The 26,706-nt window shown below is 64.7% G+C and carries 24 protein-coding genes; 16 read left to right on the top strand and 8 right to left on the bottom strand.

The genetic code is table 11. From position 1 onward, the window contains the following. Window positions 1-291: 291 nt before the first annotated feature. The 5 genes from G473_RS0117745 (at window position 292) to G473_RS0117725 (ending at window position 8,706) form a co-directional block, all read left to right on the top strand. Window positions 292-840, top strand: coding sequence for an isochorismatase family protein (locus tag G473_RS0117745; protein WP_029014210.1), 549 nt, complete (start codon window positions 292-294; stop codon window positions 838-840). Next, window positions 837-1,832: a GlxA family transcriptional regulator gene (locus G473_RS0117740; RefSeq protein ID WP_029014209.1), complete on the top strand. Its 996-nt coding sequence runs from the start codon at window positions 837-839 to the stop codon at window positions 1,830-1,832. Before G473_RS0117745 ends, G473_RS0117740 begins: the two co-directional genes overlap by 4 nt. Before the next feature lie 167 nt (window positions 1,833-1,999). Beyond that, the gene (locus G473_RS0117735) at window positions 2,000-5,320 is read left to right on the top strand and encodes a transglutaminase family protein (protein ID WP_029014208.1); all 3,321 of its coding nucleotides are present in this window, start codon (window positions 2,000-2,002) and stop codon (window positions 5,318-5,320) included. Next, entirely contained in the window at window positions 5,313-7,817 is a 2,505-nt protein-coding gene (locus tag G473_RS27585) for a circularly permuted type 2 ATP-grasp protein (RefSeq protein WP_154667452.1), read from the top strand. The genes G473_RS0117735 and G473_RS27585 overlap by 8 nt, the downstream gene beginning before the upstream one ends. Next, entirely contained in the window at window positions 7,795-8,706 is a 912-nt protein-coding gene (locus G473_RS0117725; protein WP_029014207.1) for a transglutaminase family protein, read from the top strand. The genes G473_RS27585 and G473_RS0117725 overlap by 23 nt, the downstream gene beginning before the upstream one ends. A 27-nt stretch (window positions 8,707-8,733) precedes the next feature. Here the strand turns inward: G473_RS0117725 and purD are convergent, their stop codons facing one another. Further along, window positions 8,734-10,029 carry a phosphoribosylamine--glycine ligase gene (purD, locus tag G473_RS0117720; RefSeq protein ID WP_029014206.1) on the bottom strand — a complete coding sequence of 432 codons (1,296 nt, stop codon included), beginning with the start codon at window positions 10,027-10,029 and terminating at the stop codon, window positions 8,734-8,736. A gap of 167 nt (window positions 10,030-10,196) precedes the next feature. On the opposite strand from purD, the gene parS reads away from it, so the two are divergent. After that, window positions 10,197-10,625 (top strand): type II RES/Xre toxin-antitoxin system antitoxin, encoded by a 429-nt coding sequence (parS, locus tag G473_RS0117715; RefSeq protein ID WP_029014205.1) that lies wholly within the window; start codon window positions 10,197-10,199, stop codon window positions 10,623-10,625. Beyond that, on the top strand, window positions 10,622-11,053 hold the full coding sequence (locus G473_RS0117710) for an RES family NAD+ phosphorylase (protein WP_029014204.1): 432 nt from the start codon (window positions 10,622-10,624) through the stop codon (window positions 11,051-11,053). The genes parS and G473_RS0117710 overlap by 4 nt, the downstream gene beginning before the upstream one ends. 59 nt (window positions 11,054-11,112) lie before the next feature. Here the strand turns inward: G473_RS0117710 and cobT are convergent, their stop codons facing one another. Then, on the bottom strand, window positions 11,113-12,180 hold the full coding sequence (cobT, locus tag G473_RS0117705; protein WP_029014203.1) for a nicotinate-nucleotide--dimethylbenzimidazole phosphoribosyltransferase: 1,068 nt from the start codon (window positions 12,178-12,180) through the stop codon (window positions 11,113-11,115). Between the two features lie 131 nt (window positions 12,181-12,311). Between cobT and cobS the strand changes: the two genes are divergently transcribed. From cobS to G473_RS0117690, 3 genes are all read left to right on the top strand, one after another. Further along, window positions 12,312-13,112 (top strand): adenosylcobinamide-GDP ribazoletransferase, encoded by an 801-nt coding sequence (gene cobS / locus G473_RS0117700; protein WP_084438265.1) that lies wholly within the window; start codon window positions 12,312-12,314, stop codon window positions 13,110-13,112. Beyond that, window positions 13,109-13,717, top strand: coding sequence for a histidine phosphatase family protein (locus G473_RS0117695; RefSeq protein ID WP_035707634.1), 609 nt, complete (start codon window positions 13,109-13,111; stop codon window positions 13,715-13,717). The genes cobS and G473_RS0117695 overlap by 4 nt, the downstream gene beginning before the upstream one ends. A gap of 107 nt (window positions 13,718-13,824) precedes the next feature. Continuing rightward, on the top strand, window positions 13,825-14,502 hold the full coding sequence (locus G473_RS0117690; RefSeq protein ID WP_051330399.1) for a lipid-binding SYLF domain-containing protein: 678 nt from the start codon (window positions 13,825-13,827) through the stop codon (window positions 14,500-14,502). A 23-nt stretch (window positions 14,503-14,525) separates the two neighbouring features. Here the strand turns inward: G473_RS0117690 and G473_RS27580 are convergent, their stop codons facing one another. The 4 genes from G473_RS27580 to G473_RS0117670 all read right to left on the bottom strand — a co-directional run bounded on the left by G473_RS27580 (window position 14,526) and on the right by G473_RS0117670 (window position 18,145). Then, window positions 14,526-15,092 (bottom strand): PH domain-containing protein, encoded by a 567-nt coding sequence (locus G473_RS27580; protein ID WP_051330398.1) that lies wholly within the window; start codon window positions 15,090-15,092, stop codon window positions 14,526-14,528. A 66-nt stretch (window positions 15,093-15,158) separates the two neighbouring features. Continuing rightward, window positions 15,159-16,235, bottom strand: coding sequence for a PA0069 family radical SAM protein (locus G473_RS0117680; RefSeq protein WP_029014199.1), 1,077 nt, complete (start codon window positions 16,233-16,235; stop codon window positions 15,159-15,161). A 52-nt stretch (window positions 16,236-16,287) separates the two neighbouring features. Continuing rightward, window positions 16,288-17,166, bottom strand: a complete 879-nt coding sequence (locus G473_RS27575; protein ID WP_051330397.1) for a 5'-nucleotidase, lipoprotein e(P4) family — start codon at window positions 17,164-17,166, stop codon at window positions 16,288-16,290. An 88-nt stretch (window positions 17,167-17,254) separates the two neighbouring features. Next, window positions 17,255-18,145, bottom strand: coding sequence for a LysR substrate-binding domain-containing protein (locus G473_RS0117670; protein ID WP_342665669.1), 891 nt, complete (start codon window positions 18,143-18,145; stop codon window positions 17,255-17,257). A gap of 82 nt (window positions 18,146-18,227) precedes the next feature. On the opposite strand from G473_RS0117670, the gene G473_RS0117665 reads away from it, so the two are divergent. Beyond that, a complete protein-coding gene (locus G473_RS0117665; protein WP_245580097.1) occupies window positions 18,228-19,265 on the top strand; it encodes a YeiH family protein in 1,038 nt (345 codons plus the stop codon). Between the two features lie 4 nt (window positions 19,266-19,269). On the opposite strand, the gene hemN is transcribed toward G473_RS0117665, so the two are convergent. Continuing rightward, window positions 19,270-20,622 (bottom strand): oxygen-independent coproporphyrinogen III oxidase, encoded by a 1,353-nt coding sequence (gene hemN / locus G473_RS0117660; protein ID WP_029014196.1) that lies wholly within the window; start codon window positions 20,620-20,622, stop codon window positions 19,270-19,272. A gap of 143 nt (window positions 20,623-20,765) precedes the next feature. On the opposite strand from hemN, the gene G473_RS0117655 reads away from it, so the two are divergent. The 5 genes from G473_RS0117655 (at window position 20,766) to mobA (ending at window position 24,258) form a co-directional block, all read left to right on the top strand. Next, on the top strand, window positions 20,766-21,398 hold the full coding sequence (locus G473_RS0117655; RefSeq protein ID WP_029014195.1) for a ribonuclease HII: 633 nt from the start codon (window positions 20,766-20,768) through the stop codon (window positions 21,396-21,398). A 91-nt stretch (window positions 21,399-21,489) separates the two neighbouring features. Then, complete coding sequence (locus G473_RS0117650) at window positions 21,490-22,581, top strand: site-specific DNA-methyltransferase (RefSeq protein WP_029014194.1); 1,092 nt, start codon at window positions 21,490-21,492, stop codon at window positions 22,579-22,581. Window positions 22,582-22,893: 312 nt separating this feature from the next. Continuing rightward, window positions 22,894-23,049 carry a hypothetical protein gene (locus tag G473_RS30415; RefSeq protein WP_154667450.1) on the top strand — a complete coding sequence of 52 codons (156 nt, stop codon included), beginning with the start codon at window positions 22,894-22,896 and terminating at the stop codon, window positions 23,047-23,049. A gap of 46 nt (window positions 23,050-23,095) precedes the next feature. Continuing rightward, the gene (locus G473_RS30410; RefSeq protein WP_154667449.1) at window positions 23,096-23,236 is read left to right on the top strand and encodes a hypothetical protein; all 141 of its coding nucleotides are present in this window, start codon (window positions 23,096-23,098) and stop codon (window positions 23,234-23,236) included. Window positions 23,237-23,583: 347 nt separating this feature from the next. Next, entirely contained in the window at window positions 23,584-24,258 is a 675-nt protein-coding gene (gene mobA / locus G473_RS0117635; RefSeq protein WP_245580093.1) for a molybdenum cofactor guanylyltransferase MobA, read from the top strand. Here the strand turns inward: mobA and G473_RS29505 are convergent. Beyond that, a complete protein-coding gene (locus G473_RS29505; protein WP_051330396.1) occupies window positions 24,244-26,679 on the bottom strand; it encodes an ABC transporter permease in 2,436 nt (811 codons plus the stop codon). The two genes, mobA and G473_RS29505, sit on opposite strands and share 15 nt — an antisense overlap. Window positions 26,680-26,706 lie beyond the last annotated feature (27 nt).

Here is a 26,706-nt window from a genome sequence, read left to right as displayed (position 1 = left end):
CGCACCCCTACCGCTTCGTACAGTTACAGTCAGCCGCTGTCGTAGCGAATGACCCCCTTCTGAGCCACTCTAATCATGCGGTGGTTAACAAGCGCTTTCAACCGTTTCCACGGTTTTGCTGAAAAAGCCTGTGAGAATGGACGAAACCGCTGGCAGCACGCGGTCACTGGGCCTGCTTCTGGAGGATATGGATTTGGCTGTTTTTGTCCGCATTTGGTCCGGTGCATGCCTTTCTAGCCTGGAATATCCCTAATAAATTGAGCACCATCCTAGAGCGATGGAGTTCATAAAATGTCCGCTTCACAGACCGCCCTGCTGATCATCGATGCGCAGGAGAGCTTCCGTCACCGCCCCTATTGGGACGTGGCTGACCTTGATCGCTTCACCCGCCGTCTCCAGCGGTTGCATGATGGGGCGAAAGAAGCCGGGGCCAAGGTGGTGCAGATCTTCCATGTCGAAAAGGATGGGCCTTTCTCCATCGCGTCGGGCCATGTCCGGGCACTGGAACCCTTGCGGATTGATACGGATGCCCGGTTTGAGAAAACCCGCCACAGCGCCTTGATCGGGTCCGGCCTGGATGTGTGGTTGACCCGGAATGGCATAGGTCGCGTGATCGTCAGCGGCATCCGGACGGAGCAATGTTGCGAAACCACAACCCGCCACGCCAGCGATCTGGGCTATGAGGTGGATTACGTGACGGAAGCCACCCTCACCTTCCCGATGCAGGATCGGGAAGGGCGTCTCTGGTCCGCTGCGGAGATCGCGCAACGAACGGAACTGGTGCTGGCCCGGCGCTTTGCGCGCATCGCCAGTGTGGAAGAGGCATTGGCTGCATTATGACAGAGAAGCGGCGGCTGATCCCCGTATTGGTGGTGGTGCCGCCGCGCGCCCTGCTGCTGGACATTGCCGGCCCGCTGGAAGGGCTGCGTCGCTGCGGTCTGACAGCGGGCAGCCCGGTCGGGTATGATGTGCGTTATGTAGGGCCGATGGAAAAAGTCACCAGTTCCATCGGCCTGGAACTGGCCGGCATCGCCCCCCTGCCCGCCATGGTGGCGCCCGGCACCCTGATCCTGGTCTCGGGCAGCGTCAGTCCCCCGGCGGGGCCGGAGGGGCAGCAGGACGAAACAGCAGAACAAGCCATCGTTGATTGGCTTGCCCGGACCATGGGGCCGGAGCATCTGCTGGTCTGTATCTGTTCCGGCGCGATACTGGCCGGGCGGGCGGGTCTGCTGAACGGCCGGGCCTGTACCACCCACCATGCCGACTGCGCACTCTTGCAAAGCCTGGCGCCTGCCGCCCGCGTGCTGGAGAATCGCCTTTATGTCGAGGATGGTCCGGTCTGGACCAGTGCCGGCGTCACGGCCGGCATCGACCTGATGCTGCATCTGATCGCGCGGCAGGCTGGCCCGGCCATCGCCAGCGCCGTGGCCCGGCATCTGGTTGTTTATATACGCCGCACTGGATCGGACCCCCAGCTTTCCCCCTGGCTGGAGGGCCGCAACCATCTGCATCCGGTCATCCACCGAACCCAGGATGCCATCACCGCCAACCCCGCGCGGGACTGGACATTGGGTGATCTGTCGCGCATCGCGCATGCCAGCCCGCGCCATCTGTCGCGCCTGTTCAATGAATATACCGGCATGAGCGTTCCCGACTATGTGAACAGGCTGCGCGTGGCGCTGGCCCGCCAGTTGCTGGAGACGTCCCGGCTGGACATGGAAACGGTCGCGGAGCGGGCCGGATTCGCCTCCGCCCGGCAGTTACGCCGCGCCTGGGGGCGTTTGAACGGGGCACCGCCCAGCGCCGCCCGTGCGCCCGCCGATCACCGCTAGCCCTGCCCCCGGTCACGCGACCGGGCAAGAAAGATGCTGCCAATCCCTCCATTCGACAAGAATGCTGCAACGCAGCTTAACCCGCCTTCCTTTTGATGTTACGGTCACCATCCGGGGTTGCGGCGGCACCACGAGCCGCCGTCTAAGAGGCTGGGAGACAGGACCGTATGGGTATCCATGTCGCGTTGAACCATAAGACGATTTATCGTTATGACCGCCCGGTGATGCTGGGCCCGCAGGTGGTCAGGCTCCGGCCCGCCCCGCATTGCCGCACCCCCATCCTCTCCTACTCGCTGAAGGTCACGCCCAAAAAGCATTTCCTGAACTGGCAGCAGGACCCGCAGAGCAACTGGCTGGCCCGCTTCGTCTTTCCGGAAAAGACGACGGAATTCGTGCTGGAGGTGGATCTGGTGGCCGATATGGCGGCCATCAACCCGTTCGATTTCTTCCTGGAACCCGCGGCGGAAAAATACCCTTTCACCTATGAGCCGCTGCTGGCCAAGGACCTGAAACCGTTCCTGGAGGCGGAAACGCCCGGCCCGCTGCTGGCCGAACTGCTGGCCGGCGTCGACCGGAGCGAGCAGGCCACCGTTTCCTTCCTGATGGCGCTGAACAGCCGGCTTCAGGAGATGATCGGCTATGTCATCCGGCTGGAACCGGGGGTGCAATCCTGCGAGGAGACGCTGGAAAAACGCACCGGCTCCTGCCGGGACAGCGCCTGGCTGATGGTGCAGGCGCTGCGCAATCTGGGGCTGGCGGCGCGGTTTGCCTCCGGTTACCTGATCCAGCTTGTCGCTGACCAGAAACCGCTGGAAGGGCCGGAAGGACCGACGGCTGACTTCACCGACTTGCACGCCTGGTGCGAGGTGTACCTGCCCGGCGCCGGCTGGATCGGCCTGGACCCCACATCCGGCCTGATGGCGGGGGAAGGCCATATCCCCGTTGCCTGTACGCCCGACCCATTCAGCGCCGCCCCCATCACTGGGGGGCTGGAACTGTGCGAAGTGTCATTCGAACATGCGATGTCTGTCACCCGCATCGCCGAGCAGCCACGCACGACCAAGCCCTATTGGCCCGAGCAATGGGCGGCGATTGAGGCGCTGGGCCACCAGGTGGATCGGGAAATCCAGGATGGCGATATCCGCCTGACCATGGGGGGCGAGCCGACCTTTGTTTCCATCGACGATATGGACGGGGCGGAATGGAACACCGCCGCCATGGGCCCCACCAAACGCACCTTGTCCGGTGATCTGATCCGCCGGCTGAAAACCCGGTTCGGCCCCGGCGGCCTGCTGCATTTCGGCCAGGGCAAATGGTATCCGGGGGAAAGCCTGCCGCGCTGGGCCCTGCAGCTTTACTGGCGCCGCGATGGCGATGCGCTGTGGACCCATGATGAATATCAGGCGGATGAGCGTATCCATTACGGGTTCGAGGCAAGCCATGCCGATGAGTTCATCCGCGCCCTGGCGGTAAGGCTGGGCATCCCCGCCGACTATGCCCGTGCGGCCTTTGAAGACCCCTGGCACTATATCCAGCGTGAACGCAAACTGCCGGTGAATGTCGATCCGTTCGACGCCAAGCTGGAAAATGAAGAGGAGCGGGCCCGTCTGGCCCGTGTATTCGAACGGGGGCTTGACCGCCCGATTGGCTATGCCCTGCCGCTGAGCCGCCGGCACGAAGCAACCGGCCCGGTATGGCTGTCCAGCACCTGGCCGCTACGCACCGACCGTTTGATCCTGGCGCCGGGCGACAGCCCCGTAGGGTACCGGCTGCCGCTGGGCAGCCTGCCCTGGGTGGATGAGAAAGATTATCCCTGGTCTTACGAGCAGGATCCGTTCGATCCCCGCACCCCCCTTCCCGCTTATGAGGAACTGGCCCAGCAAACGACAGAACGTAAAGGCCGTACAGAACCGCTGGAACGCCGCCGCCGCATGGCCGATGTAAGGGACGAGGTACCTGACCGGGGTCAGTCCGCCTGGTGGGTGGTGCGGACCGCGCTATGCATAGAGCCGCGCGACGGTCGGCTCTATATCTTCATGCCGCCAACCAGCCATCTGGAGGATTGGCTGGAACTGGTGGCGGCAATTGAAGCCACCTGCGTGGAACTGGATATGCCGGTCGTGCTGGAAGGCTATCCGCCGCCACGCGATCCGCGCCTGAATTCCATTGCTGTAACACCCGATCCCGGCGTGATCGAGGTGAATATCCATCCGGCGACAAGCTGGGAGGAACTGGTCCGCAACACGACCGAGCTTTACGAGGATGCACGGCAAAGCCGGCTGGCAACGGAGAAATTCGCCCTGGATGGTCGCCATATCGGCACCGGAGGCGGCAACCATATCGTGGTCGGCGGCGCCACGCCGGCGGACAGCCCGTTCCTGCGCCGCCCGGATGTGTTGCGCTCACTGCTGACCTATTGGCAGAACCACCCGGCCCTGTCCTTCCTGTTCTCCGGCATGTTCATCGGGCCGACCAGCCAGCATCCGCGCGTGGACGAGGCGCGGCATGACAGCCTGTACGAGTTGGAAATCGCCTTCAAAATCCTGGATGAGGCCGGGACGGGCGCCCCGCCCTGGCTGGTGGACCGGGCGCTGCGCCATCTGCTGGTCGATGTGCAGGGCAACACCCATCGCAGTGAATTCTGCATCGACAAGCTCTACAGCCCCGACAGTTCCACCGGCCGGCTGGGCTTGCTGGAACTGCGCAGCTTTGAAATGCCGCCTCATGCGCAGATGAGCCTGGTGCAGCAATTGCTGCTGCGCACCTTGATCACCTGGTTCTGGCGCCAGCCCTATCGCGCGCGGCTGGTGCGCTGGGGCACGAAGCTGCATGAACGGTTCATGCTGCCGCATTTCGTGCAGCAGGACATGGCCGATGTGGTGGCCGACCTGCGTGCCGCCGGCTATGCGTTCGAGGAATCCTGGTTCACGCCGCATATCGCCTTCCGCTTCCCGGTTCTGGGCACAGTCACCCAGCGCAACCTGTCGCTGGAACTGCGCACGGCGCTGGAACCCTGGCATGTGTTGGGGGAGGAGCCGGGCGGCGGCGGCACGGTGCGATTCGTCGATAGCAGCCTGGAACGGGTACAGGTGCGCCTGACCGGGGCGGTGGATGACCGCCACGTGATCACCTGCAATGGCCGCAAGGTGCCGCTGACCCCCACCGGCACGGAAGGGGAATTTGTTGCCGGCGTGCGGTATCGCGCCTGGCAGCCGCCAAACTGCCTGCATCCGACCATTCCGGTCCATGCGCCGCTGGTTTTTGACATTCTGGATAGCTGGACGGGACGGTCCGTCGGTGGCTGTACTTATCACGTGGCCCATCCGGGCGGTCGGAACTTCACCACCTTTCCCGTCAACGCCAACGAGGCGGAAGGACGGAGGCTGGCGCGCTTCTTCCCGTTCGGGCATACACCAGGGCCCATGCCGCCCCCGATTGAGATCCGCAACCCGGACTTCCCCCTGACCCTTGACCTTCGCCTTGGCTGAACCCGCACGCACCCTTCCCCTGCAACAATCCCGCGCCTGGGACGAGATGGTCACAGGCACGGGGGGCGTGCGCCCCCATTGGCAAGGCTTCTTCCTGGCCGATGAACTGACGCGCGGCGCGATGGAGGAACGGTGGGATGCAGCACGCCGGCTGCTGTTCCAGAATGGTGTGACCTATCACGCCTATGCCGACCCGCAGGGCGTGGAGCGGCCCTGGCCACTGGACCCCGTGCCGCTGCTGCTGCCGGCAGCGGAATGGCGGGTGATCAGCGAAGGTCTGCGCCAGCGCGCCCGCCTGATGGACCGGGTGCTGGCCGATCTGTATGGCGAACAAGCCCTGATCCGCGATCAGGTTCTGCCGGCAGGTCTGGTTCTGGGCGATCCGGGTTTTCTGCGCGCCTGCCACGGGCTGGTCCAGGCCCCCGCTGCCCGGCTGACCCTGTTCGCCGCCGATCTGGTGCGCGACCCGGAAGGGCAATGGCGCGTGCTGGCCAGCCGCACGCAAACCCCTACCGGGGCCGGCTATGCGCTGGAAAACCGGGTGGTGTTGAGCCAGACGCTGGCAGAATCGTTCCGGAACTGCAATGTGGAACGGCTGGCCCCGTTCTTCGACACGTTGCGCCAGACATTGGCGGCGCTGGCCCCCCGTGCCTCCGGCCCTGACGGCAGCCCGCGCATGGTGCTGCTGACCCCCGGCCCCTATAATGAGGCCTATTTCGAACATGCTTATCTGGCCCGCAATCTGGGCCTGATCCTGGTGGAGGGCGCCGACCTCACCATCCGGGACCAGACTGTCTTCCTGAAGACGCTGGGCGGGCTGGAACGGGTGGATGTCATCCTGCGCCGGGTGGATGATGATTTCTGCGATCCACTGGAATTGCGGCCTGACAGTGCGCTGGGCGTACCGGGCTTGGTCCAGGCCGTCCGTTGCGGCAACGTAACGGTCTGCAACGGGCTGGGCAGCGGCCTGACCGACAGCCCCGCCCTGCTGCCCTGGATGGATACGTTATCGAAACATCTTCTCGGACAGGCGCCGCTTCTGCCTGATGTGCCCACATTGTGGGGCGGTGATGCCGGGCAGCGGGCGGAGATGCTGGGTGGCTTGGACCAGCTGGTCTTCCGCCCCGCCTATTCCAGCCTGGGCCATCAGCCGATCTATGGCGGGGAACTGGATGCGGCGGGCCGGGCGGAGATGGCCAGCCGCCTGCGTCAGCGGCCCCAGCAATGGGTAGCGCAGGAAGCCATCGCCCCGTCCACGGCCCCTGTCTGGCGTGACGGGCATATGGATGCCTGCCCGCTGGTGCTGCGCGCCTTTGCCTGCGCCACCCGTGATGGCGACTGGATGGTGATGCCGGGCGGGCTGGCCCGGATCAGCGCCGATGACCGGTTTGCCGCCGTTTCCCTGCAACAGGGGGCGGGTGCCAAAGATGTGTGGATTACCGGCAAGACGTTGGAGGGCGCTTCCACGCCCCGCCGGCGAAGCCAGATGGCCCCCGATGGCGCCGGGGATGCCGGCCTGCCGACCATCGACCTTCCCTCCCGGGCGGCGGATCATCTGTTCTGGGTGGGGCGTTATGCGGAACGGGCGGATCAGGCCGTGCGCATCCTGCGCGCCGCCGCCCGTCGCCTGTCCGACGACGCCCATCCCGGCGCGGAAGAAGAACTGGTGCCTCTGCTGCGGCTGATGGGCTGGATGGGCATGATCCCGGCCGGCATCGCCTCCCTGCCGGAGGCCGACGCCGTGCGTGGCATGCGTCAAGCGCTGGAAATCGTGGCCGACGCGGCCAATCCCGGTGGCCTGCGCGCCACGATGGAACGCCTGCGCCGCGCCGCCGCCGGGGTACGTGACCGGTTGCCATCCGATGTCAGCGGCGTGCTGGCCGTGCTGGATGAACGGGCCGCCGCCCCCATGCGGGCCGACCCGGCCGTGATGCGCCTGCGGCTGGATGAGATTTCCGCCCTGCTGGCCTCCCTGATCGGGCTGGAACTGGATGGCATGTCGCGGGGGCCGGCCTGGCGTTTCCTGGTGCTGGGCCGCCGGCTGGAACGGGCGATCGGGATCATCGGCAGCTTCCAGGGCAGCGGGCTGGCCAGCGGCACTGCCGCAACCGGCGCCGCCTTGTCGGTCCTGCTGGAACTGGGCGCCGCCGGCACGGCCTATCGCGAACGCCACCCCCTGGGCGTGCGGCGCGAACCCGTCCTGTCCTTGTTGCTGGCGGATGAGGAACATCCCCGCTCTCTCGCCTTTCAGATCCGGACGGTGGAACGGCAACTGGCCAACCTGCCGGAAATCACCGGCGATGAAAACGGCGTCAGCCCCACCCAGCTTGCCCGCTCCCTGCTGCTGACGGCGGGGGAACTGCTGCGCGACCCGCAGCCCGCCCGGGATGGCACCGCCCTGTGCGACCTGACTGACCGGCTGGGTCGCATGCTGCCCGATATTTCCAACCTGTTGAGCCAGGCCTATTTCAGCCATGTCTTTGCCCGCACCACCTGAGCCGGGGTCGGCAGATAGCGGGCTGATGCGCTATCGCTGCCGCCACGTCACCCGCTACAGCTACAGCGACACGGTCACCTCTTCCCATCTGCTCGCGCATCTGGCGCCGCGACCGCATCCGCACCAGGAAAGCCGGATGCTGGAACTGTCCATCCTGCCCTGGCCCGCCGCCATGGTGGATCGGCGGGACTGGTTCGGCAATCCGGCCACCTATGCCAGCATCCAGGTCCCCCACCGTGACCTGACCGTGACGGCGGAGATGGAAGTGACAGTCACCCCGCCGCCGCCGCTTCATCCGGCTTTCACCCCAGCCTGGGAAATGGTCGCGGCACAGGCACCCGACCTGATGGAAACGGTGGAATATATCGGCCCCAGCCAACGGGTGCCCCAAGGGGGGCCGGATTTAATTGCTTTCGCGAGCGAAAGCTTTCCCGCAGGCCAGCCGATCGCGCTGGGTGCGATGGACCTGATGCGCCGCATCCATGAAGATTTCAGCTTCGACCCCAGCGCCACCACGGTCAGCACGCCCATATCGGAGGTCTTGTCCAAGCGGCGGGGTGTGTGCCAGGACTTCGCCCACCTGATGATCGGGGCGTTGCGCGCGCTGGGTCTGCCAGCACGCTATGTTTCAGGATATCTGCGCACCCTGCCGCCGCCGGGGCGGGAGAGGCTGCGCGGTGCCGATGCAAGCCATGCCTGGGTGCAGGTCTGGTGTGGCGCGGAAGCCGGCTGGGTCGATCTGGACCCCACCAATGGAAAGCGCGCCGATACCGACCATGTCACCCTGGGCTGGGGCCGCGACTATGATGATGTGTGCCCCCTGCGCGGCGTGATCCTGGGCGGCGGCAGCCACGGTATCCTGGTCGCCGTGGATGTGGAGCCGCTGTAACGCGACCCCCCATCTACAAAACTGCCCTTACAGCCCGCGCGCCATCGCCCGCCAGGCGATATCACGGCGACAGAAACCTTCCTTCCAGTCGATCAGATCGACAGCGCGATAGGCCAGTTCACGCGCATCGGCAATGCGGGTGGCCCCCGCGGTCACGCCCAGCACGCGGCCGCCATTGGCCAGCACGGCGCCATCGGCACCGGTCTTCGTTCCGGCATGGAAGATTTCCACCCCCGCCACCTGACCGGCAGCGTCCAGATTGCCGATGCGGGTGCCCTTCAAATAGTCCCCCGGATAACCTTCCGCCGCCATGACAACGCAAAGCGCCGCCTCGTCATGCCATTGCGGCTGCTGGCCGGACACATCGCCCTTGGCGGCTGCCAGCAGCAGTTCCACCAGATCGGATTTCAGCCGACGCATCAGCACCTGACATTCCGGGTCACCGAAGCGGACATTATATTCCAACAGCTTGGGCACCGGCTGGCCATCCGGCCCCTTCACCACCATGATCCCGGCGAACAGCACACCGACGAACGGCTTGCCTTCTGCCGCCATGCCGCGCACCGTCGGCAGGATCATCTTTTCCATGATCTCCGCCTCAATCGCCGGCGTCAGTACCGGGGCGGGGCTGTAGGTGCCCATGCCCCCCGTATTCGGTCCCTGGTCGCCATCGAAGGCGCGCTTATGATCCTGCGCGCCGGCCAAAGCCACAGCGTTGGTACCGTCACAGATGGCGAAGAAGCTGGCCTCCTCCCCATCCAGAAACTCCTCAATCACCAGTTCCGCCCCGGCATCGCCGAAGCGGCGACCCACCATTGCCTCGTCGATGGCGGCATAAGCTTCATCGACATTCTGGCAGATGGTCACGCCTTTGCCGGCGGCCAGCCCATCGGTCTTCACCACGATCGGGGCGCCGTGCTTCTCAACGAAAGCTCGGGCCTCATCACGCCCGGTGAAGCGGCCATAGGCGGCGGTGGGCACACCAAAGCGCGCCACGGCATCCTTCATGAAGCCCTTGGACCCTTCCAGGGCAGCGGCGGCGGCAGATGGGCCGAAGGTGGGGATGCCGGCGGCGCGCAGCCCATCGGCCAGCCCCAGCACCAGCGGCTCTTCCGGGCCGACAATCACGAAATCGATCTTGCTGGCGGTGGCGAATTCAACCAGCGCCTCCACATTGTTGGCGGCAATATCGACACATTCGGCCACGGCCTTGATGCCGGCATTGCCGGGCGCGCAATAGAGCTTGTCGCAGAGCGGCGACCGCGCGACGGCCCAGCACAGCGCATGTTCACGCCCACCCGAACCCACGACCAGGATCTTCATCGCCCGCTCCCCTTATTTCTCGCAATGGCGGCGGGGTTCTAGCACGGGCGGGCCCGCCGGTCACCCGGCCCCGGCAGATAGCGCCCTTGCTTGGATGGAACGGGAAGGGTTTTGCGCTATAATGCGGGCACTGCAGGTCGCTTGGATACGATACAGGAGCAGCAAAGATGCAACCGGATCGTTTGACAGACATGATGGGAGGCACCGCCGCCCTGGGTGCGGAACTGCATGATGTGAATGATCTGGTACGGCTGGTTAGAGCCGGCCTCCCTCTCGCCACGGTCGAAGCCATTGTGGATGGAGGGTGGCTGAACCGGGCTGAACTCTCCACTATCGTCCTGAACGGCACCTCCCTGTCCGCTCGCCGCGTTCAGGGCCGCTTGACCGCCAGCCAATCAGACCGCCTCGTCCGGGCCCTGCGCGTGTTGAGTTTGACGGTGGAAACGTTCGGCAACCGTGACAAGGCCGCTCATTGGCTACGTCGACCCTCAACCATTCTGGGGGGGGAGACCCCCTTAAGCTTGCTTGATACCGATGAAGGTACGCGCGCGGTGGAAACCCTTTTAGGCCGCATCGGGCATGGGATCGCCGCGTGACCGATGGCTGGCGTATTTGCCGCGCGCCGTTCGCCGATCTTTCTGGTGAGGGGGCGCGACTTTTCGGCGGTCGATGGAACCGTCCCGGCTTGCCCATGGTCTATATGGCAGAAACAGCCGCCCTGGCCGTTTTGGAGGTCCGGGTACATCTGGATTTGCCGCCGGAACTGATGCCGGATGATTATGTCCTCATGCAGATTGACCTGAATGGTCTACCCATGGAGGAATGCGGATCATTCCCTAAGGACTGTCAGGATATCGGGGATGCCTGGCTGCGGGCGCAACATACACCGATCCTGAAAGTGCCCTCCGTCATTGTACCGGAGAACGCCAATCTATTATTGAACCCCCGTCATCCCGATGCGACGAAGGCGCGGATATTGTCTACCCGCGCCTTCAGCCTTGACCGACGGTTATGGCCGCGCTGAACTCTCGCGCCAGCAAGCTGCACCGGACGAAGGGCGCGATACAGCCCGCCCGACTGGGTTCAATGCATCACACCCGGCAGGTCCGCCGCCGGCCCTGACACGCCAGCGTCAGCGAACGTGCCCATATTCAGGTGACAGGCAAGGGCTGAGCGCAGCAGCGGGATGGCCAGTGCTGCGCCAGACCCCTCACCCAGTCGCATGCCGAAATCGAACAAGGCCTGCTTGTTAATGGCGGCCAGCAGCTTGGCATGGCCCGGCTCCGCACTTTTGTGTGCGACGATGCAATGGTCCAGGGCCTTGGGATCGGCCTTGTGCAGCACGGCGGCGGCAGCGGTGCAGGCGAAGCCGTCCAACACCACCGGCACCCGCGCAAAACGGCAGGCGATGATGGCACCGGCAATGGCCGCCAGTTCCTGCCCGCCCAGGCAGCGCAGCGCCTCCAGCGGGTCGGTCAGGGCGGACGGGTTGGCGGCCAGCCCGGCATCGACCACGGCGGCCTTGCGCTTCAGCCCTTCCCCATCAACGCCGGTGCCCGGCCCCACCCAATCGGCCCCGGTGCCACCAAACAGCGCGGCGCAGAGGGCGGCGGCAGAGGTGGTGTTGCCGATGCCCATTTCCCCCAGGCACATCAGGTGCAGCCCCGGCTCCACCGCCATCATGCCATAGGCAACGGCGCGGGCGCAGGTGGCCTCATCCATCGCGGCGCCCAGGGTGAAATCGGCGGTCGGGCGATCCAGTTCCATTTCATAAACGCGCAGGTCGCTGTCAGCCGCCGTGGCAAGCTGGTTGACGGCGGCATGACCATTCAGGAAGGCCTGCACCATCTGGGCATTGACCGAGGCCGGATAGGCCGACACGCCATGCGCCGTGATGCCATGGGCACCGGCGAAAACAGCGATGCGGGGATGGGTCAGTTCCGGCGGGGCGTTGCCCTGCCATGTGGCCAGCCATTGCACCAGATCTTCCAGCCGCCCCAGCGCGCCGCGCGGCTTCAACAATGTCTGTTCGCGTTGCAGGGCCGATGTCGCCGCTTCCAGATCCGGGCCGGGCAGGTCGCGCAGGACGCGGCGGATTTCCTCCAGCGTCGGCAAATCGGCAGGGTGGTGATGGTCGTGATCGGCGGACATGGTGTTGGCAATCCTGCTTGGGACCTGGGTGGGACCGTTGCGCTGACCTGCCGGTTTGGCCCGTTGCGGCCCCCTGCAACGGGGGCTTAACGGCGCTGGCGGCGGCAGCCACACTCCCGTATACCGATGTCATGAACGATGCAAGAAAGCAGCGCCGTGCCGCCCCCCTGGCGGAGTTCACGGCCGCCCTGATCTTCCTGACGCGGTTGCCCATCCGCTGGCGCGGGGAATGGCCGGCGGACCTGGACCGGCGGGCGCTGGCCTGGTTCCCCATCGTCGGCGCGCTGATCGGTGCCGCCGGCGGGCTGGCCTATTGGGGCCTGACCCTGCTGGGGCTGACGGCACCGCTGGCCGCCGTGGTTACGGTGGCCGGGCTTTCCCTGCTGACCGGTGCCTTGCATGAGGATGGGCTGGCAGATGTGGCCGATGGGTTTGGCGGCGGGCGCGACCGGGAGGCCAAGCTATCCATCATGAAGGATAGCCGCGTCGGCACCTATGGCGCGCTGGCCCTGATCCTGGCTGCCGCCGCCCGCATTGGTGCCCTGGCAACGCTGGCAGACCCCAGGCTGGTGGGTCTGGCGCTGATCGGCGCACATGGTTTTTCCCGTGGCCTGCTGCCGGCAATGAAGCTGTTATTGCCCGATGCGCGCCAGAATGGCGTATCGGCAAACCAGGGCCGGCCGGACAAGGCACGCCCCTTTGTCGCGGCATTGATCGGCTTTTCTTTCGCCACCACGGTACTGGCGAAACTGCACTTACCGTCCGGCCTAGTCAGCTTGTCTGTCATGGCCGCATGCGTGGTCGCGCTTGTGCTGCTGGGGCGACTGGCCCGGCGGCAGATCGGCGGGGTGACCGGCGACGTGCTGGGGGCCGGACAGCAGGTGGCGGAAATCACCTTCCTGCTGGGCATCGTGGCGGCCCTTTCGCCATGAGCATGGTGATCACCCGCTGGTGGTGGCTGCGCCATGCGCCCCTGGCCGCCCCGCCCGGCCTGATCGCCGGGCAGGCTGATATCCCGGCGGACCTGTCGGACAAGGACAGGCTGGCCAGCGCCGCCAAACGACTGCCACCGGACGCCATCTGGATCGCCACCCCGCTGGCCCGCAGCCTGGATACGGCACGGGCATTGGGCGGTAAGGCGCTTTTGCCGCAACCGGCGCTGATGGAACAGCATTTCGGCGGGTGGCAGGGCCTGACCCATGATGCGGTATGGCAACAAGACCAGCCGGCAGCCCAATCCTTCTGGGACGATCCCGCTTATGCGTGCCCACCAGGGGGCGAGAGCTTTGCCGATCTCTGCACCCGCGTCGCCGAGGCGGTCATAAACCTGTCCGGACGCCATGCCGGGCGTGATATTGTGGTTGTCGCCCATGCAGGCACCATCCGCGCCGCCATCGGGCAGGCGCTGGACATTCCGCCGGCGAAATTGCTGGTGCTGGCCGCCGATCCGCTGCACCTGACGCGGATCGACCATATCGCCCTGGCCGATGGTCAGGTGGCGTGGCGCCTTGTCAGCGCCAATATTCCGCCCTGCTGATGCCCCGTACCATCGGCTAGGGTTGGATTTTACCTATGGCAAGCTGGGCGGTCATGCCGTCCCTGTGCTAGCAAGCAGCAGCCCGTGCAAGTAAGGGAGTGGGAGTGATGAAGCGTTTCGCGATGGCCCTGGCCAGCCTTTTCATGGCGGTTTTCGTCATGGTGCGTCCGGCTCATGCGCTGACGGAAGCCGAACTGATGGTGGAGCGGGCCCGTCTTACCGCGATGACGCTGTTGACCGATCCGCAATATAGCGACCTGAAAAATCTGGTTGGCCGCGCCCGCGCCGTATTGATCCTGCCCAATGTCATTCAGGCTGGTTTCTTCATTGGCGGCGGTGGCGGCACCGGGGTGATGGTGGCGCGCGGTGATGACGGCGCGTGGAGCGGCCCGGCTTTCTACACGCTGGCGGAAGCCAGCTTCGGCCTGCAGTTCGGCGGGCAGGCATCGGAAATGATGCTGGTGATCATGACCCAGAAGGGCCTGGATGCCGTGATCGACCGCAAGGTGAAGCTGGGCGCCGATGCCAATGTTGCCATTGGTGAATTGGGTACGGGCGTCGGCGCCTCCTACGGGGTTGGCCTGTCGGCGGATATGTATGTCTTCTCCAAGTCCAGCGGCCTGTTCGGCGGCATGGCGCTGGAAGGTTCCGTCATCGCCCCGCGCAGCGAGTTCAACGATAAGTTCTATGGGCAGAAGACCAATCCGCGCGCCATCCTGGTGGATCGCCATTTCTACCGGCCTGAAGCCCAGGCGCTGGCCGCAGCCTTGACGCCGGCCCGGTAAGGAGCGCGGCCCGCCCCCTTCTCTCAAGGGGCCGGGCCCAGTTTCCCCTCAATCCGGCGCAGGCTGTCACGGATTTCAAGCAACACCTGCACCGTGTCCGTCTGCGCCGATGGGGGTGGTGGAGGAGAGCTTATCTTCTCTCCCGCGTCCCGCAGACGCAGCACCTTTTCCTGGAAAGCCTTGGCGTCGCGCAAGCCCAGCAGCTTGACGCCGCCCACACCGCCCATCTGGCCACTGCCGCCTGCCGTTTCCACCCGCAGGCTGGTCAGGCCCAGCATGTTCAGCACCGGCCCTTTCGCCAACGCCATATCCTGGATTTTGTCCAGTGGCACAGCGCTTTCACGCTGGAACAGGATGCCATGCTGGAAATAAAGCCGACGGCTCGTCACATGGCAGCGGATGGTCCGGTAATAATGTTGGGCCCACCACCATGCCGCCGCCAGCGTCAATGGCAGAACCACCAGCCCGACAACGGTAAGGCACAACAGAAGACTGGCCTGTAGAAACAGGTAAAACCGCAACTTGGGATCAAACTCCGCCACCAGCAGCGGTGCGTCCTGGCCCTGGCCATCAAGCGTCTGTCCCGCCATCGGTTTCCCCCTGTTGCTGCATGGCGGTCAGGATGCACGCAACCGGCGCCCGCCGCCAGTGCCGGCTCACAGCAGGCTCAACTGTTCGCCCTTGGCCGGCGGGGGCTTGAACTGGCTGCAATCCATCCGCCAGCGGCGGCCTTGCAGGCCCAGGCGCCGACGGGCCAGTTGATAACGGTTGCGCAGCAGATCGGCATAGGGTCCGGTGCCCCGCATGCGGGTGCCGAATTCCGACTGATAGATGGCACCGTCACGGCTCTGCCGGACCAGGCTCAACACCCGGTCGGCCCGATCGGGATAATGCCGCCGCAGCCATTCCTCAAACAAGGAGGCCAGTTCCAGCGGCAGGCGCAGCATGATGTAGCTGGCCTCCTCCGCCCCCGCCTCAACCGCGGCCTCCATGATCCGTTCCAACTCATGATCGTTCAGGGCCGGGATCATCGGGCTGGCCAGGACAGAAACAGGGATGCCGGCATCGGCCAGCTCCCGCACCGCCGCCAGCCGCAATGCCGGGGTGGAGGCGCGCGGCTCCATCCGCCGTGCCAGATCGCGGTCCAGCGTGGTGATGGAAAGGGCAACCCCGACCAGCCCTTGCGCAGCCATCGGGGCCAGAATGTCGATATCGCGGGTCACCAGGGCCGATTTGGTGATGATCCCGACCGGCTGGTTGAAGTCACGGCACACTTCCAGCAGCGACCGGGTGATCTGTTCCTGCCGTTCCAGCGGCTGGTAGGGATCGGTATTGGCGCCCAGCGCCAGCGGCCGGCAGACATAGTTTTTCGCCCGCAATTCCTTTGCCAGCAGGGCGGCGCCATCGCGCTTGACGAACAGCTTGGTCTCAAAATCCAGGCCGGGGGACAGGCCCAGATAGGCATGGGTGGGGCGGGCAAAACAATAAACGCAGCCATGTTCACAGCCGCGATACGGGTTCACAGACTGGTCGAACGGCACATCGGGCGACTGGTTGCGGCTGATGATGTGCCGCGCCGTATCCGCCTGGACGAAGGTGCGGACCGGCTCAGCCAGCACGTCTTCCCCACCCCAGCCATCGTCGGTCAATACCCGACGCTCCCGCTCAAAGCGGGAGCTTTCATTGCTGATGGCGGCACGCCCCTTCAGCGGCTGTCGGCGCAGTTCATCCATGCCCCATCATAGGCATGGATGAACAAGAACACAACAAGAACAAACAGACAGATCAGCGGGTCCGCAGGGCGCTGGTCGTCGGGTCCGGCAGCGCATCGAGCCAGGCGCCATAGCTGGGATTGGGGATCACGATCCAGCGGGTGCCCCACATGGCGGCATGCGCGTCCGACAGGGTACGCCGCTCATCCGGTCCCTGGCGGCGGGTCACCGTCATCATGTCGCTGAACTGGTCACCAAAGGACATGATGATGCGGTGGGTCTTGGCCACTTCCATCCGGCGGCTGGCCTTGTCGCTGGGCCAGCCATTCTGCCCCTTCAGCATCAGGTCGCTTGCCGCGACATCACCAAAGCCGACATTCTTCAGGTTGACCAGCGTGTCCTGGATCTGCGGACAGGGATCGGCGGGGGCATTCGCACGCGGCCGGCATTCCCGGTTGGTGATGAAGACGACGCGGATATTGCGGCGGCGCAGCTCTGCCACGAAATCCAGCGCGCCCGGCATCGGCGTGGCGGCGCGTTCGCTTACCCATTCATCCCAGAAGCCGACATCAAATTCCAGCTTGCCGGCCAGGATGGCACGGGCCTGATGCGGGCTGTTATCCAGCACCGTCTCATCCACGTCGAAAATGGCGGCGGGCGGTTTGCCCTGGCCACCATCACTCTGTTCCAGCGCGGCGGAACCGGGCTTGGCCAGCGCATCGCCCAGACGCAGGGTGGCCAGGGCGTAGGCCTGCTCCGACAGGCGGCGCAATTCTTCCGACCGCTGCATGTAGAGCGTGGCGTTCAGGCGCGGGTCGTGTGTGGGCGAAGAGGCCTGGGGCGCTGCGGCAGAAACCGGCGGAGAGGCTGGCCGGTCATTGACATTGATCGAGCAGCCAGCCAGCAGCAGGCCGGTCAGGGCGACGACAAGGGCAGAACGGGGAGAGGTCATTTCTTGACACTTTTGTGACAGTCCGAAGGGATCCACTTTGCCCGCCGGCCCGGATTGCGTCCATCATCAATTACCGGTTAGGTGCCGGCTATTGCCGCAACAGGTCAATAAAGGCCTGGGCGGCGCGGGTGCGATGCCGTTCCCGGTGCCAGAGCAGGGTGAAATGACGCGCCGGCAGGGCTGGCCCCACCGCGCAAAGCCGGCCGGCGGCTACCAGCGGGGCCACCACATGCACTGACAGGGCCGCTGCCCCCGCGCCGGCGGCCACAGCACTGCACACCGCTTCATTGGACGGGAACTCCAGCACAATATCCAAATCCTCCAACCGGTGGCCAAGCGCCGGCAAGGCTTGGGCAAAGGCGGATCGCGTGCCCGAGCCTGGTTCGCGCAGAACCCAACCGCTGCCCGCCAGATCCAGCGGCAACCCCGCCACATGCGGCCCCACCCACGGATGAGAGGGGGCGACCACGATGATCAACCGGTCATCGGCCACAATCTCCCCGGCCAGGGATGGTTCATCCACCTCCCCTTCCACCAACCCCAGATCAACCGTGCCATCCAGCAGGGCGCGCACGATGGCAGCCGTATTGCCCTCCATCAGGCTGGGGCGGATACCGGGATAAAGCGCCTGGAAACGGACAAGACGGGGCGGCAGCCAATAGCTTGCCACCGTCTGGCTGGCCCCCAGCGCCAAAACACCGCGCCGCAGGCCCGCCAGATCGGCCAGCACCTGTTCTGCTGCCTGGGCACGGGCCAGCACGGCGGCCGCCTCCGGCTGAAACAGCCGCCCAGCCTCCGTCAGCTCCACCCGGCGGCCAACACGGTGCAGCAGCGCCACGCCATGCCGCTCCTCCAGCGCCTTGATCGCGGCACTGACGGCGGATTGGGTGAGGTTCAACGCCTCTGCCGCGCGGGTCACATGCTCCCGCTCCGCCACCGCCAGGAAGATGCGCAATTGCTCAAGCGTCACAGCGGGCACCCATCAATCATTCGATTTTATCACTCAATCCAAACAATATCATTCGTTGGATTGATGGGTCCAGACGGCGCAGCCTGTGGGCATGATGAAAAGCCAGACCCTTATCCCCTTTTCCCTGCCCGCTTTCCGGCCCCTGCTGCCAGGGCTGGTGGCAAGCATCGGCGTGGCCGGGGCCGGTTGGCTGGGGCATCTGGCGCAGCAGCATCTGTTCGGCCGCGTCTGGCTGGATGCTTTATTGCTGGCCATTCTGCTGGGCATGGTGGTGCGGGCCATCGCCGGAAGGCGGGATTGGGGGGATGGGATTGGGTTTGCCGCCAAATACCCGCTGGAAGGGGCGATCCTGCTGCTGGGCGCCACACTGGATGCAGGGGCACTGGCGGCCGCTGGGCCGATGCTGCTGGCCGGCATCGCCACCATCGTCGCCCTGTCGCTGACGGTCGGCTATGGCATCGGCCGTATCGTGGGGCTGGACCACCGGCCGGCTTTGCTGGTGGCGTGCGGCAATTCCATCTGTGGCAACAGTGCCATTGTGGCCGCCGCTCCCGTGATTGGCGCCACCGCCAGGGAAACGGCCACGGCGCTGGCCTTCACCGCCCTGCTGGGCGTGCTGTCGGTGCTGATGCTGCCGCTGGCCGGGGCCGCCCTCGGCCTGGACGGGGTGCATTATGGCATCCTGGCGGGGTTGACGGTCTATGCCGTTCCCCAAGTCGCTGCCGCCACCGCCATGACCGGCATGGTCAGCCTGCATACGGGCATGCTGGTGAAGCTGGCGCGGGTCATGCTGCTGGGACCGGTATTGCTGGTCCTGTCGCTGATCGGTGGGCGTGGACAGGGAGAAGCGGCAGCCCGCCCCCGCGCTGCGCTGCTGCCCTGGTTCATCATCGGCTTTGCCGGGCTGGCCGCCTTGCGCGCCCTGGGACTGGTGCCAGCCGGGCTGGTCACCCCGGCCGCAGAGGCCAGCCATATGCTGACCCTGCTGGCGATGGCAGGCCTGGGCCTTTTCGTGGATATCACCGGGCTGGGAAAGGCCGGCTATCGCACGGTCCTGGCCGCCACCCTGTCCCTGCTGGCACTGGTGGGGATGGGCCTGGGCCTGCTGTCCCTGTTGCCGGTGGTTTAGTGGCTTAGATGGCCTTGCTGTGGCGCCCGCCTTCCGGGTCCAGATGGGCGTCGAACAGGGCGGCAACACTGCGCACCAGCGGGCGGGCCGGGTCCGGCACCACCAGCCGCGTGCCATGCAGTTCCACCACCCCATCAGCGATCAGCGCGGCCAGGGCCGGTTCCGCCGGCATGATGCTGTCAGTCGTCACATCGAACTGACCCGCCATCTCGGCCATATCGACGCTGAAATGGCACATCAGCCGTTCGATCAGGGTGGCGCGCAGCCGGTCATCCAGGGTCATGCGGTAACCGCGCGCCGTGGCGACGCCAAATTCCTCCACCGCCTTCATATAGGCCGGCACCTGCAGCACATTGGCGACATAGCCTTGCGGCACCCGCCCAATGGCCGAAGCCCCAAAGCCCAACAGGGCATCGGCATCATCCGTCGTGTATCCCTGGAAATTGCGCCGCAGCCCGCCATTGCCGGCAGCCAGGGCAATGGGATCATCGGGCTTGGCAAAATGGTCCAGCCCGATCCGGACATAGCCGGCGGCCAGCAGCGTCTCCTCAATCGCCGCATTCTGCGCGATGCGGGCATCGGCGTCGGGCAATTCCGCCTCGTTGATGCGGGACTGGTGCGCCTTGAAACCGGGCATATGGGCATAGCCGAAGATGGACAGCCGGTCCGGCGACAGGTTGAGCGCGGTTTCCACCGTGCGCACACAGCTTTCCACCGTCTGCATCGGCAGACCGTAGAGAAGGTCAAGATTGATGGCGTGGATGCCCGCCCGACGCAGCCCATCGATGGCCAACGCCGTCATCTCTACCGGCTGGATGCGGTTGATGGCGGCCTGCACGACGGGATCGAAACTCTGCACTCCCAGCGAGGCGCGGGTGAAACCGGTATCGCCCAGGGCCGTCGTCATCTCCGCCGTCAGGGTCCGGGGGTCGATCTCAATCGCCAGTTCGGCATCGGGCGCGATGGTGAAGCGGCTGCGCAACTCCGCCATCAGCCCGCGCAAAGCCTGCGGCGGCATCAAGGTGGGGGTGCCGCCACCAAAATGGATATGGCGGACCACCGGCCCTTTAGGCAGCAGCCCGGCGACATGGCGGATTTCCGATGACAGGGCGGCGACATAATCCCAGACCGGATCGGCATGGCGCACGACTGTTGTGTGGCAACCGCAATACCAGCACATGCTGCGGCAGAAGGGCACATGCAGGTAAAGTGACAGGCTGGAAGCCGGGTCCAGCTTTTCCAGCCAGCCGCGATAGGTGCTGGCCGTCACCGTCGGGGAAAAATGCGGCGATGCCGGATAAGAGGTGTAGCGCGGCACACGCTGGTGGCGGTATTTGGCGACAAGATCAGGGTGCATCGCGGCTGGCTCTGACTGGATCGGGAGGTAAGGTTGCGGCAACAATGCGCCGATTGAACCATCCCCGCTTTGATCCAGCGCAATCTGGCCGCCATCTCCTGCTGTCGTTAGCGTCCCCGAACCAACCTTGCCAAACCAAGCCCATGCCCGATCTTGCCCATGAAATCCGCCTTGGCCATGCCGACCATTTCCCCGTCTGTGGGGTGGACGAGGCCGGGCGCGGCCCGCTGGCCGGCCCCGTTGTCGCCGCCGCCGTTCTGCTCCCCTGCAGCGCCATTCCGGAATGGTGTGCCGGCATCAATGACAGCAAGCAGGTAAAGCAGGCCAAGCGCGAGGCTTTGGCCGAGATCATCCAGGCGCAGGCCCTGTTCGGCGTCGGGATCGCCAGCGTGGAGGAGATTGACGAGGTCAACATCCTGCGCGCCACCTTCCTGGCCATGGCCCGCGCCGTCGATGCGCTGGCCCTGATGGCGGGTCGTATGCCCGCCCTGGCCCTGGTGGATGGCAATCAGCGCCCCGCCCTGCCCTGCCAGGTGGAAACGCTGGTGGAAGGGGATGCGCTGTCGCTGTCCATCGCCGCCGCCTCCATCATCGCCAAGGTCACCAGGGACAAGATGATGGGGGATCTGGCACGCCAATACCCCGGATATGGTTGGGAGACCAATCAGGGCTATGGCACTGCCAGGCACCGGGACGCGATCAAAACACTGGGCTTGACTCCTCATCACCGGCGCAGTTTCGCCCCCGTTTCCCAGCAGCTCAGCCTAACTCTCTGACTCTTTTGACTCTTCCGAAAAATTTATGTTGACGCCGAGTCGGGGCCGAATCATTGTCGGCGAAATGAATTCCCGATTCGGCAGCCAAAAAATGCGCGATAAGATTGCAACAAACCGTATTCTCGTTGGCGATTGCGTCCAGTTGATGCGGGACATGCCCGCCGGCTCGGTCGATATGATTTTCGCCGATCCGCCCTATAACCTGCAGCTCAATGGCGACCTGATGCGCCCCAACCATACCCGCGTGGACGGGGTGGATGAGGAATGGGACCGGTTCCAGGATTTCGAGAGCTATGACCGCTTCACCCGCGACTGGCTGGAAGCCGCGCGCCACACGCTGAAGGATGATGGCACGCTGTGGGTGATCGGCAGCTATCACAATATCTTCCGCGTCGGCGCCATCCTGCAGGATCTGGGCTTCTGGGTGCTGAACGACATCATCTGGCGCAAGTCCAACCCGATGCCCAATTTCAAGGGTCGTCGCTTCGCCAATGCACATGAGACGATGATCTGGGCGTCCAAGTCCAAGGACAGCAAATATTACTTCGCCTATGAGGCGATGAAGGCGCTGAACGAGGATTTGCAGATGCGCAGCGACTGGACGCTGCCGCTTTGCACCGGCGCCGAACGCCTGCGTGACGAGACGGGACATAAGGCCCACCCGACCCAGAAGCCGGAAGCCCTGCTGTTCCGCGTGCTGATGGCCTCCACCAAGGTGGATGATGTGGTGCTGGACCCGTTCTTCGGCACCGGCACCACCGGTGCCGTGGCCAAGCGCCTGCGCCGCCGCTGGATCGGACTGGAGCGGGAGCATCAATATGCTCGCATCGCCAACCAGCGCATTGCCGAGGTGGAAGAGATCGCCGAACCGGAATTGCTGGAGGTCACCTCCAAGCGTCAGCAGCCGCGCGTGCCTTTTGGCAATCTGGTGGAACGCGGCTACCTGCAGCCCGGCACCATGCTGTTCGACAATCGCCGCCGCCACATCGCCAAGATCCGCGCCGACGGCACCCTGGTCGCCCAGAACCATCTGGGTGAACATAAGGGCTCCATCCACAAGGTTGGCGCCTCGATGCAGGGCCTGCCGGCCTGCAATGGTTGGACCTTCTGGCACTTCCAGCAGGAAGGGGCCCTTGCCCCCATCGATGTGCTGCGCCAGCAGGTGATCAGTGAGATGCACTGACCTGAAGGCTGCCATTATCTGAGGAAAGCCCCGGTGGTTAATGCCATCGGGGCTTTTTTTATGACGCGGGCGACCATTGCGGTTCAGCCCTGTCCAGTTTCGATCAGAAAAATCGGATGACTGTTCATTTCCGGACAGGTCGGACAGCAATACCCAGTGGCGAATATGGCGACAGAGTGCGCATCGCGCCACTCTACGAACAAAATCACCACCAAGAGCCGTCAATATTTTCCAGAATATGCCAGAACGGCACTTGGCACGCTGTTTGCTTATATGGGGTCATCTGAAACACGAAGCCCGATGGAGCTGACGATGACCTTCCTGACCAACACCACCGAAACCGCCAACCAGAACAACCTGTTCGCCGATCTGATCGCCGCCCTGCCCAAGGGTGCGGAACTGGTCGAAGCGGTTGCCGTACTCGCCTGCGGCGCGCTGATGACGCTGCTGCTGAATGCGATGCTTTGATAACCGCCCTCGCCAGAACAACTGCTCAAATCAAGGAGAAGATCAAATGTCTGCCATTCGCTTGACCGCCAACAGCACCATGGACCGCATCGGTGGGGAAGACTCGCCCCTGTCCGATATCGCCAGCAGTGTGGTGGCCTTGGGCATGGGCGTTATCCTCACGCTCGCCATCGCCTTGCTGCTGTAAGCCCCCTGCCCTTGCCCGCCACGCGGTGCAGGACAAAACATTACCCATATACGGATGCCCGCCACGGCTGGATGAAAATAGCGCTCTCAAGCGCTGCGTCACCGGACTGAAGGTGACAGGAAATCCAGCCACAGGGCCCGATATGCCGGCCGCATCCAACATTCCTTACCGACAATCAAAGACATAAAAGGCGGTACAGCCTTTTCCCGCCGCGTCGCCTTGCTGCTTTCAGCGCGCCATTTCGCGGAAATACAAATACGCCTCATCCGGATATAGTACCCGACAGGCCCGCCTTCGCGCTTGGCCCTGGCAATGATGACGGCGCAGATACACAGAGGATGGAAGCCATGATGAATGATGGGCCGGGGCAAAAAGCCCCGCAGCGCCCCTCCATCGCTGGCGTCATCCTCGCCGGGGGGCTGGCAACGCGGCTGGGCGGCGGCGACAAAGCCTTGCGCCTAGTGGCCGGGCTCCCCCTGCTGACCCATATTATCGACCGGCTGGCCCCCCAGGTGGGGCCTTTGATTTTGAATGCCAATGGCGACCCAGCCCGGTTCGCGGGGGTATTGCCAGACGGCTGTGCCATCATCCCGGACGGGGTGGAGGGGCATCCAGGTCCGCTGGCCGGCGTGCTGGCGGCGATGGAATGGGCTTGTGCCACCGATCCCACTATCACCGATATTGTCACCGTGCCCGGTGACTGCCCGTTTCTGCCAGCCGACCTGGTATGCCGGCTGTGGCAGGCGCGGGCCGCGGCGGGCACCGCCATCGCTTGCGCCCGAACCGTGCAGGAACAGGGCGCCCGCCCCCACCCCGTTGTGGCCCTTTGGCCCGTCAGGCTGGCGGCGGACCTGCACCGGGCATTGGTGGAAGAAGACATCCGTCGGGTGGGGCATTGGGCGGCACGCCATGGCACCGCCCATGCTGACTATTCCGACAAGCCCTTCGATCCCTTCTTCAACATCAACCGACCTGAAGACCTTGAGATCGCGACTGGCATTGCCGCCTCACTCATACCGTAGCGCCTGCACCGGTTTGGCCATGGCCACGCGCGCGGCATGGCCGGCCACCGTTACCCAGGCGATCACCAGCGCCCCGCCGCCTGCTATCAGGAACAGCAGCGGGTCCAGGGGCACCCGATAGGCAAAACCCGCCAGCCAGTGCGACAACACAATCCCGGCAATGCCCCAGGCCAACAGGATCGCCAGCAGCACCGGCCGGGAGAACTGCCAGATCAGCAGTCGCACAATCGCCAGTACCCCCGCCCCCAGCACCTTGCGGATGCCGATCTCCTTGGTGCGGCGTTCGGCTGTGAAGCTGGCAAGCCCGAACAGGCCCAGACAGGCGATCAGGATGGCCAGCCCGGCAAAACCGGCAGCGATGCGGGCCATCTGCACATAGTCGGCATACAGGCGGTCGATCTGCTGGTCCAGAAACTCCCGGCGCAAGGGCACCTGGGGTATCACCTCCCGCCAGATCTCTTCCAGCCGTTGCACCGTGGCCGGCACATCACCGCCCCGCAGCCGGATAAAGACCAAATCTGCGCGGTAAGGTGCCGCCAGATAGACGGTCGCTACCGTGGCATCGCGGGCGGACTTGTACTGCACATCCTCCACCACACCGATAACGGTCAGCCTGACATCAATATCACCGGGTATGGCAAAGGAGCGGCCCAGCGCCTCCTGCGGTGTCAGCCATCCTAGCTGACGTACCGCGCTGCGCGACAGGATGACGTTGGCATCAAGGCGTTGCGCCGGATCACCCATCGCCTCCGGCGGCAAAAGGTCGGTACCACGTTCCTCCTCGAAGACGCGACCGGCGATGACCGGAATGTCCAGGACCTTGAAATAACCGAAATCCACCTGCTCGGTCCGCATTGTCAGGTTCAGGCCGGGCACTTCCCGCCTTGTATAGCCGACGGTGTTTTCCGACGGATCGCCGGGTGCACGCGGGCCTGCCGCGACGCCAATCACCCCCGGATCGGCGTTCAACCGGGCTTTCAGCACATCCAGCTTGCCCTTTGCATCCTTTTGGGCCAAGCCGCGCAACAGAACTACATTCTCCCGGTCAAAGCCCAGGTCGCGGCTGGCGGCGTGGCGGGTCTGGGCGATAACCGTGGCCGTACCGATAGCCAGGGCAATAGCGACGGTAAACTGGAGAACGACCAGGAAGGCGCGCAGACGCCCCCCGCCAGCCGCCGCGATCTTGCCGCCGCGCAATATTGTCGCCGGTCGATATCCTGACAGCATGACCGCCGGATAGAAGCCACCCAGCAGCCCCAAAGCCAGCGCCATGAGAAGGCCTGACCCAGCAACCCAGCCGATTTGACGGAAGGCCGGATCAATCACCAACCCGAAATAGGTTTGCAGGACGGGAAAGGAGATTTCCAGCCAAGCTGTCGCCACCAGCCCAGCCAGCAACGTCAGCAACAGCGATTCCCCCAGAAACTGCATCACCACCAGATGGCGCGGCGCGCCCAGCGCCTTGCGCAAGGCCACTTCCCGTGCCCGCAAAGCCCCCCGCGCTGTGGAAAGATTGATGAAATTGATCGAGGCAACCGCCAGGATGATCGCCGCCAGCGCCGTCAACCCCAGCACCATGGTGCGCCCACTGATACTGGCATCCACGGGGTTGAGATGGAGATCATGCAGCGGCTGCAACCACAATTCCGCACGGAAGCCGCTCTCCGCCTCGTCTGATGCACCGGGGCGGACCTGGACCAGAAAGTCGCGCAGTCGCTGTTGAAGAGCCGGCACGTCCGTACCCGGCTTCACCAGCGTGAAGATATGCAGCCAATTGGACCCCCAATCCTCCTGGCTCTGCACAATCCGGGGCAGTTGGGTCGTGGTCGCCGTCAGCATTTCCAACCCATAGAAACTGCTGTTGGAAGGGGGATCGACCATGACGCCACTGACCGTCAATAGGCGCCCATCCCCCATTTCCACCGTCCGGCCCAGTGCGCTACTGTGACGGAACAGGCGGCTTGCCGTTGATTGGGTCAACACCACCCGGTCCGGCTGGGCCAGGGCGGTAGCCCGGTCCCCTTCCAGAAAAGGCCAGTCGAACAGGGTGAAATAGGCGGGATCGACCAGCGTGATGGTCTGATACTGGCTTTCCCCATCAATACGCAGAATTTCCCGCGCCCGGCCGATGCGAACCACCGTTTCCAGTTCCGGGAACGCCTGCGCCAACGCCGACGCCAGGGGAAAAGACTGGGAGGCCAGCGGTTCCGGCGGGCGGCCGCTGATGATTTCCGTCCGGTTCAAGCGCCAGATCCGGTCCCCTGCCGCAAACTGGTTATCATAGGACAGTTCATGCCGCAGCAGCAGGGCGATGGTCATGGCCGCGGCCAGCCCCACCGCCAGCCCGATAATGTTGATTGCGCTGTAAAGCCGATGCCGCATCAAGTTACGGATGGCGATAACCAGCCAGTTGCGGATCATGACAAGCCCCCCTGCCCCGTCTTGTTC

This window comes from Niveispirillum irakense DSM 11586, assembly GCF_000429645.1.
GTDB lineage: Bacteria > Pseudomonadota > Alphaproteobacteria > Azospirillales > Azospirillaceae > Niveispirillum > Niveispirillum irakense.
The sequence above is the reverse complement of the archived record's forward strand: the minus strand, read 5'-3'. Positions and strand labels throughout refer to the sequence as shown.

Coding starts and splice junctions, on each gene's coding strand:
- G473_RS0117745 (WP_029014210.1), top strand. CDS start 292: ATGTCCGCTTCACAGACCGCCCTGCTGATCATCGATGCGCAGGAGAGC.
- G473_RS0117740 (WP_029014209.1), top strand. CDS start 837: ATGACAGAGAAGCGGCGGCTGATCCCCGTATTGGTGGTGGTGCCGCCG.
- G473_RS0117735 (WP_029014208.1), top strand. CDS start 2,000: ATGGGTATCCATGTCGCGTTGAACCATAAGACGATTTATCGTTATGAC.
- G473_RS0117725 (WP_029014207.1), top strand. CDS start 7,795: ATGTCTTTGCCCGCACCACCTGAGCCGGGGTCGGCAGATAGCGGGCTG.
- purD (WP_029014206.1), bottom strand. CDS start 10,029: ATGAAGATCCTGGTCGTGGGTTCGGGTGGGCGTGAACATGCGCTGTGC.
- parS (WP_029014205.1), top strand. CDS start 10,197: ATGCAACCGGATCGTTTGACAGACATGATGGGAGGCACCGCCGCCCTG.
- cobT (WP_029014203.1), bottom strand. CDS start 12,180: ATGTCCGCCGATCACGACCATCACCACCCTGCCGATTTGCCGACGCTG.
- cobS (WP_084438265.1), top strand. CDS start 12,312: ATGAACGATGCAAGAAAGCAGCGCCGTGCCGCCCCCCTGGCGGAGTTC.
- G473_RS0117695 (WP_035707634.1), top strand. CDS start 13,109: ATGAGCATGGTGATCACCCGCTGGTGGTGGCTGCGCCATGCGCCCCTG.
- G473_RS0117690 (WP_051330399.1), top strand. CDS start 13,825: ATGAAGCGTTTCGCGATGGCCCTGGCCAGCCTTTTCATGGCGGTTTTC.
- G473_RS27580 (WP_051330398.1), bottom strand. CDS start 15,092: ATGGCGGGACAGACGCTTGATGGCCAGGGCCAGGACGCACCGCTGCTG.
- G473_RS0117680 (WP_029014199.1), bottom strand. CDS start 16,235: ATGGATGAACTGCGCCGACAGCCGCTGAAGGGGCGTGCCGCCATCAGC.
- G473_RS27575 (WP_051330397.1), bottom strand. CDS start 17,166: ATGACCTCTCCCCGTTCTGCCCTTGTCGTCGCCCTGACCGGCCTGCTG.
- G473_RS0117665 (WP_245580097.1), top strand. CDS start 18,228: ATGATGAAAAGCCAGACCCTTATCCCCTTTTCCCTGCCCGCTTTCCGG.
- hemN (WP_029014196.1), bottom strand. CDS start 20,622: ATGCACCCTGATCTTGTCGCCAAATACCGCCACCAGCGTGTGCCGCGC.
- G473_RS0117655 (WP_029014195.1), top strand. CDS start 20,766: ATGCCCGATCTTGCCCATGAAATCCGCCTTGGCCATGCCGACCATTTC.
- G473_RS0117650 (WP_029014194.1), top strand. CDS start 21,490: ATGCGCGATAAGATTGCAACAAACCGTATTCTCGTTGGCGATTGCGTC.
- G473_RS30415 (WP_154667450.1), top strand. CDS start 22,894: ATGACCTTCCTGACCAACACCACCGAAACCGCCAACCAGAACAACCTG.
- G473_RS30410 (WP_154667449.1), top strand. CDS start 23,096: ATGTCTGCCATTCGCTTGACCGCCAACAGCACCATGGACCGCATCGGT.
- mobA (WP_245580093.1), top strand. CDS start 23,584: ATGATGAATGATGGGCCGGGGCAAAAAGCCCCGCAGCGCCCCTCCATC.
- G473_RS29505 (WP_051330396.1), bottom strand. CDS start 26,679: ATGATCCGCAACTGGCTGGTTATCGCCATCCGTAACTTGATGCGGCAT.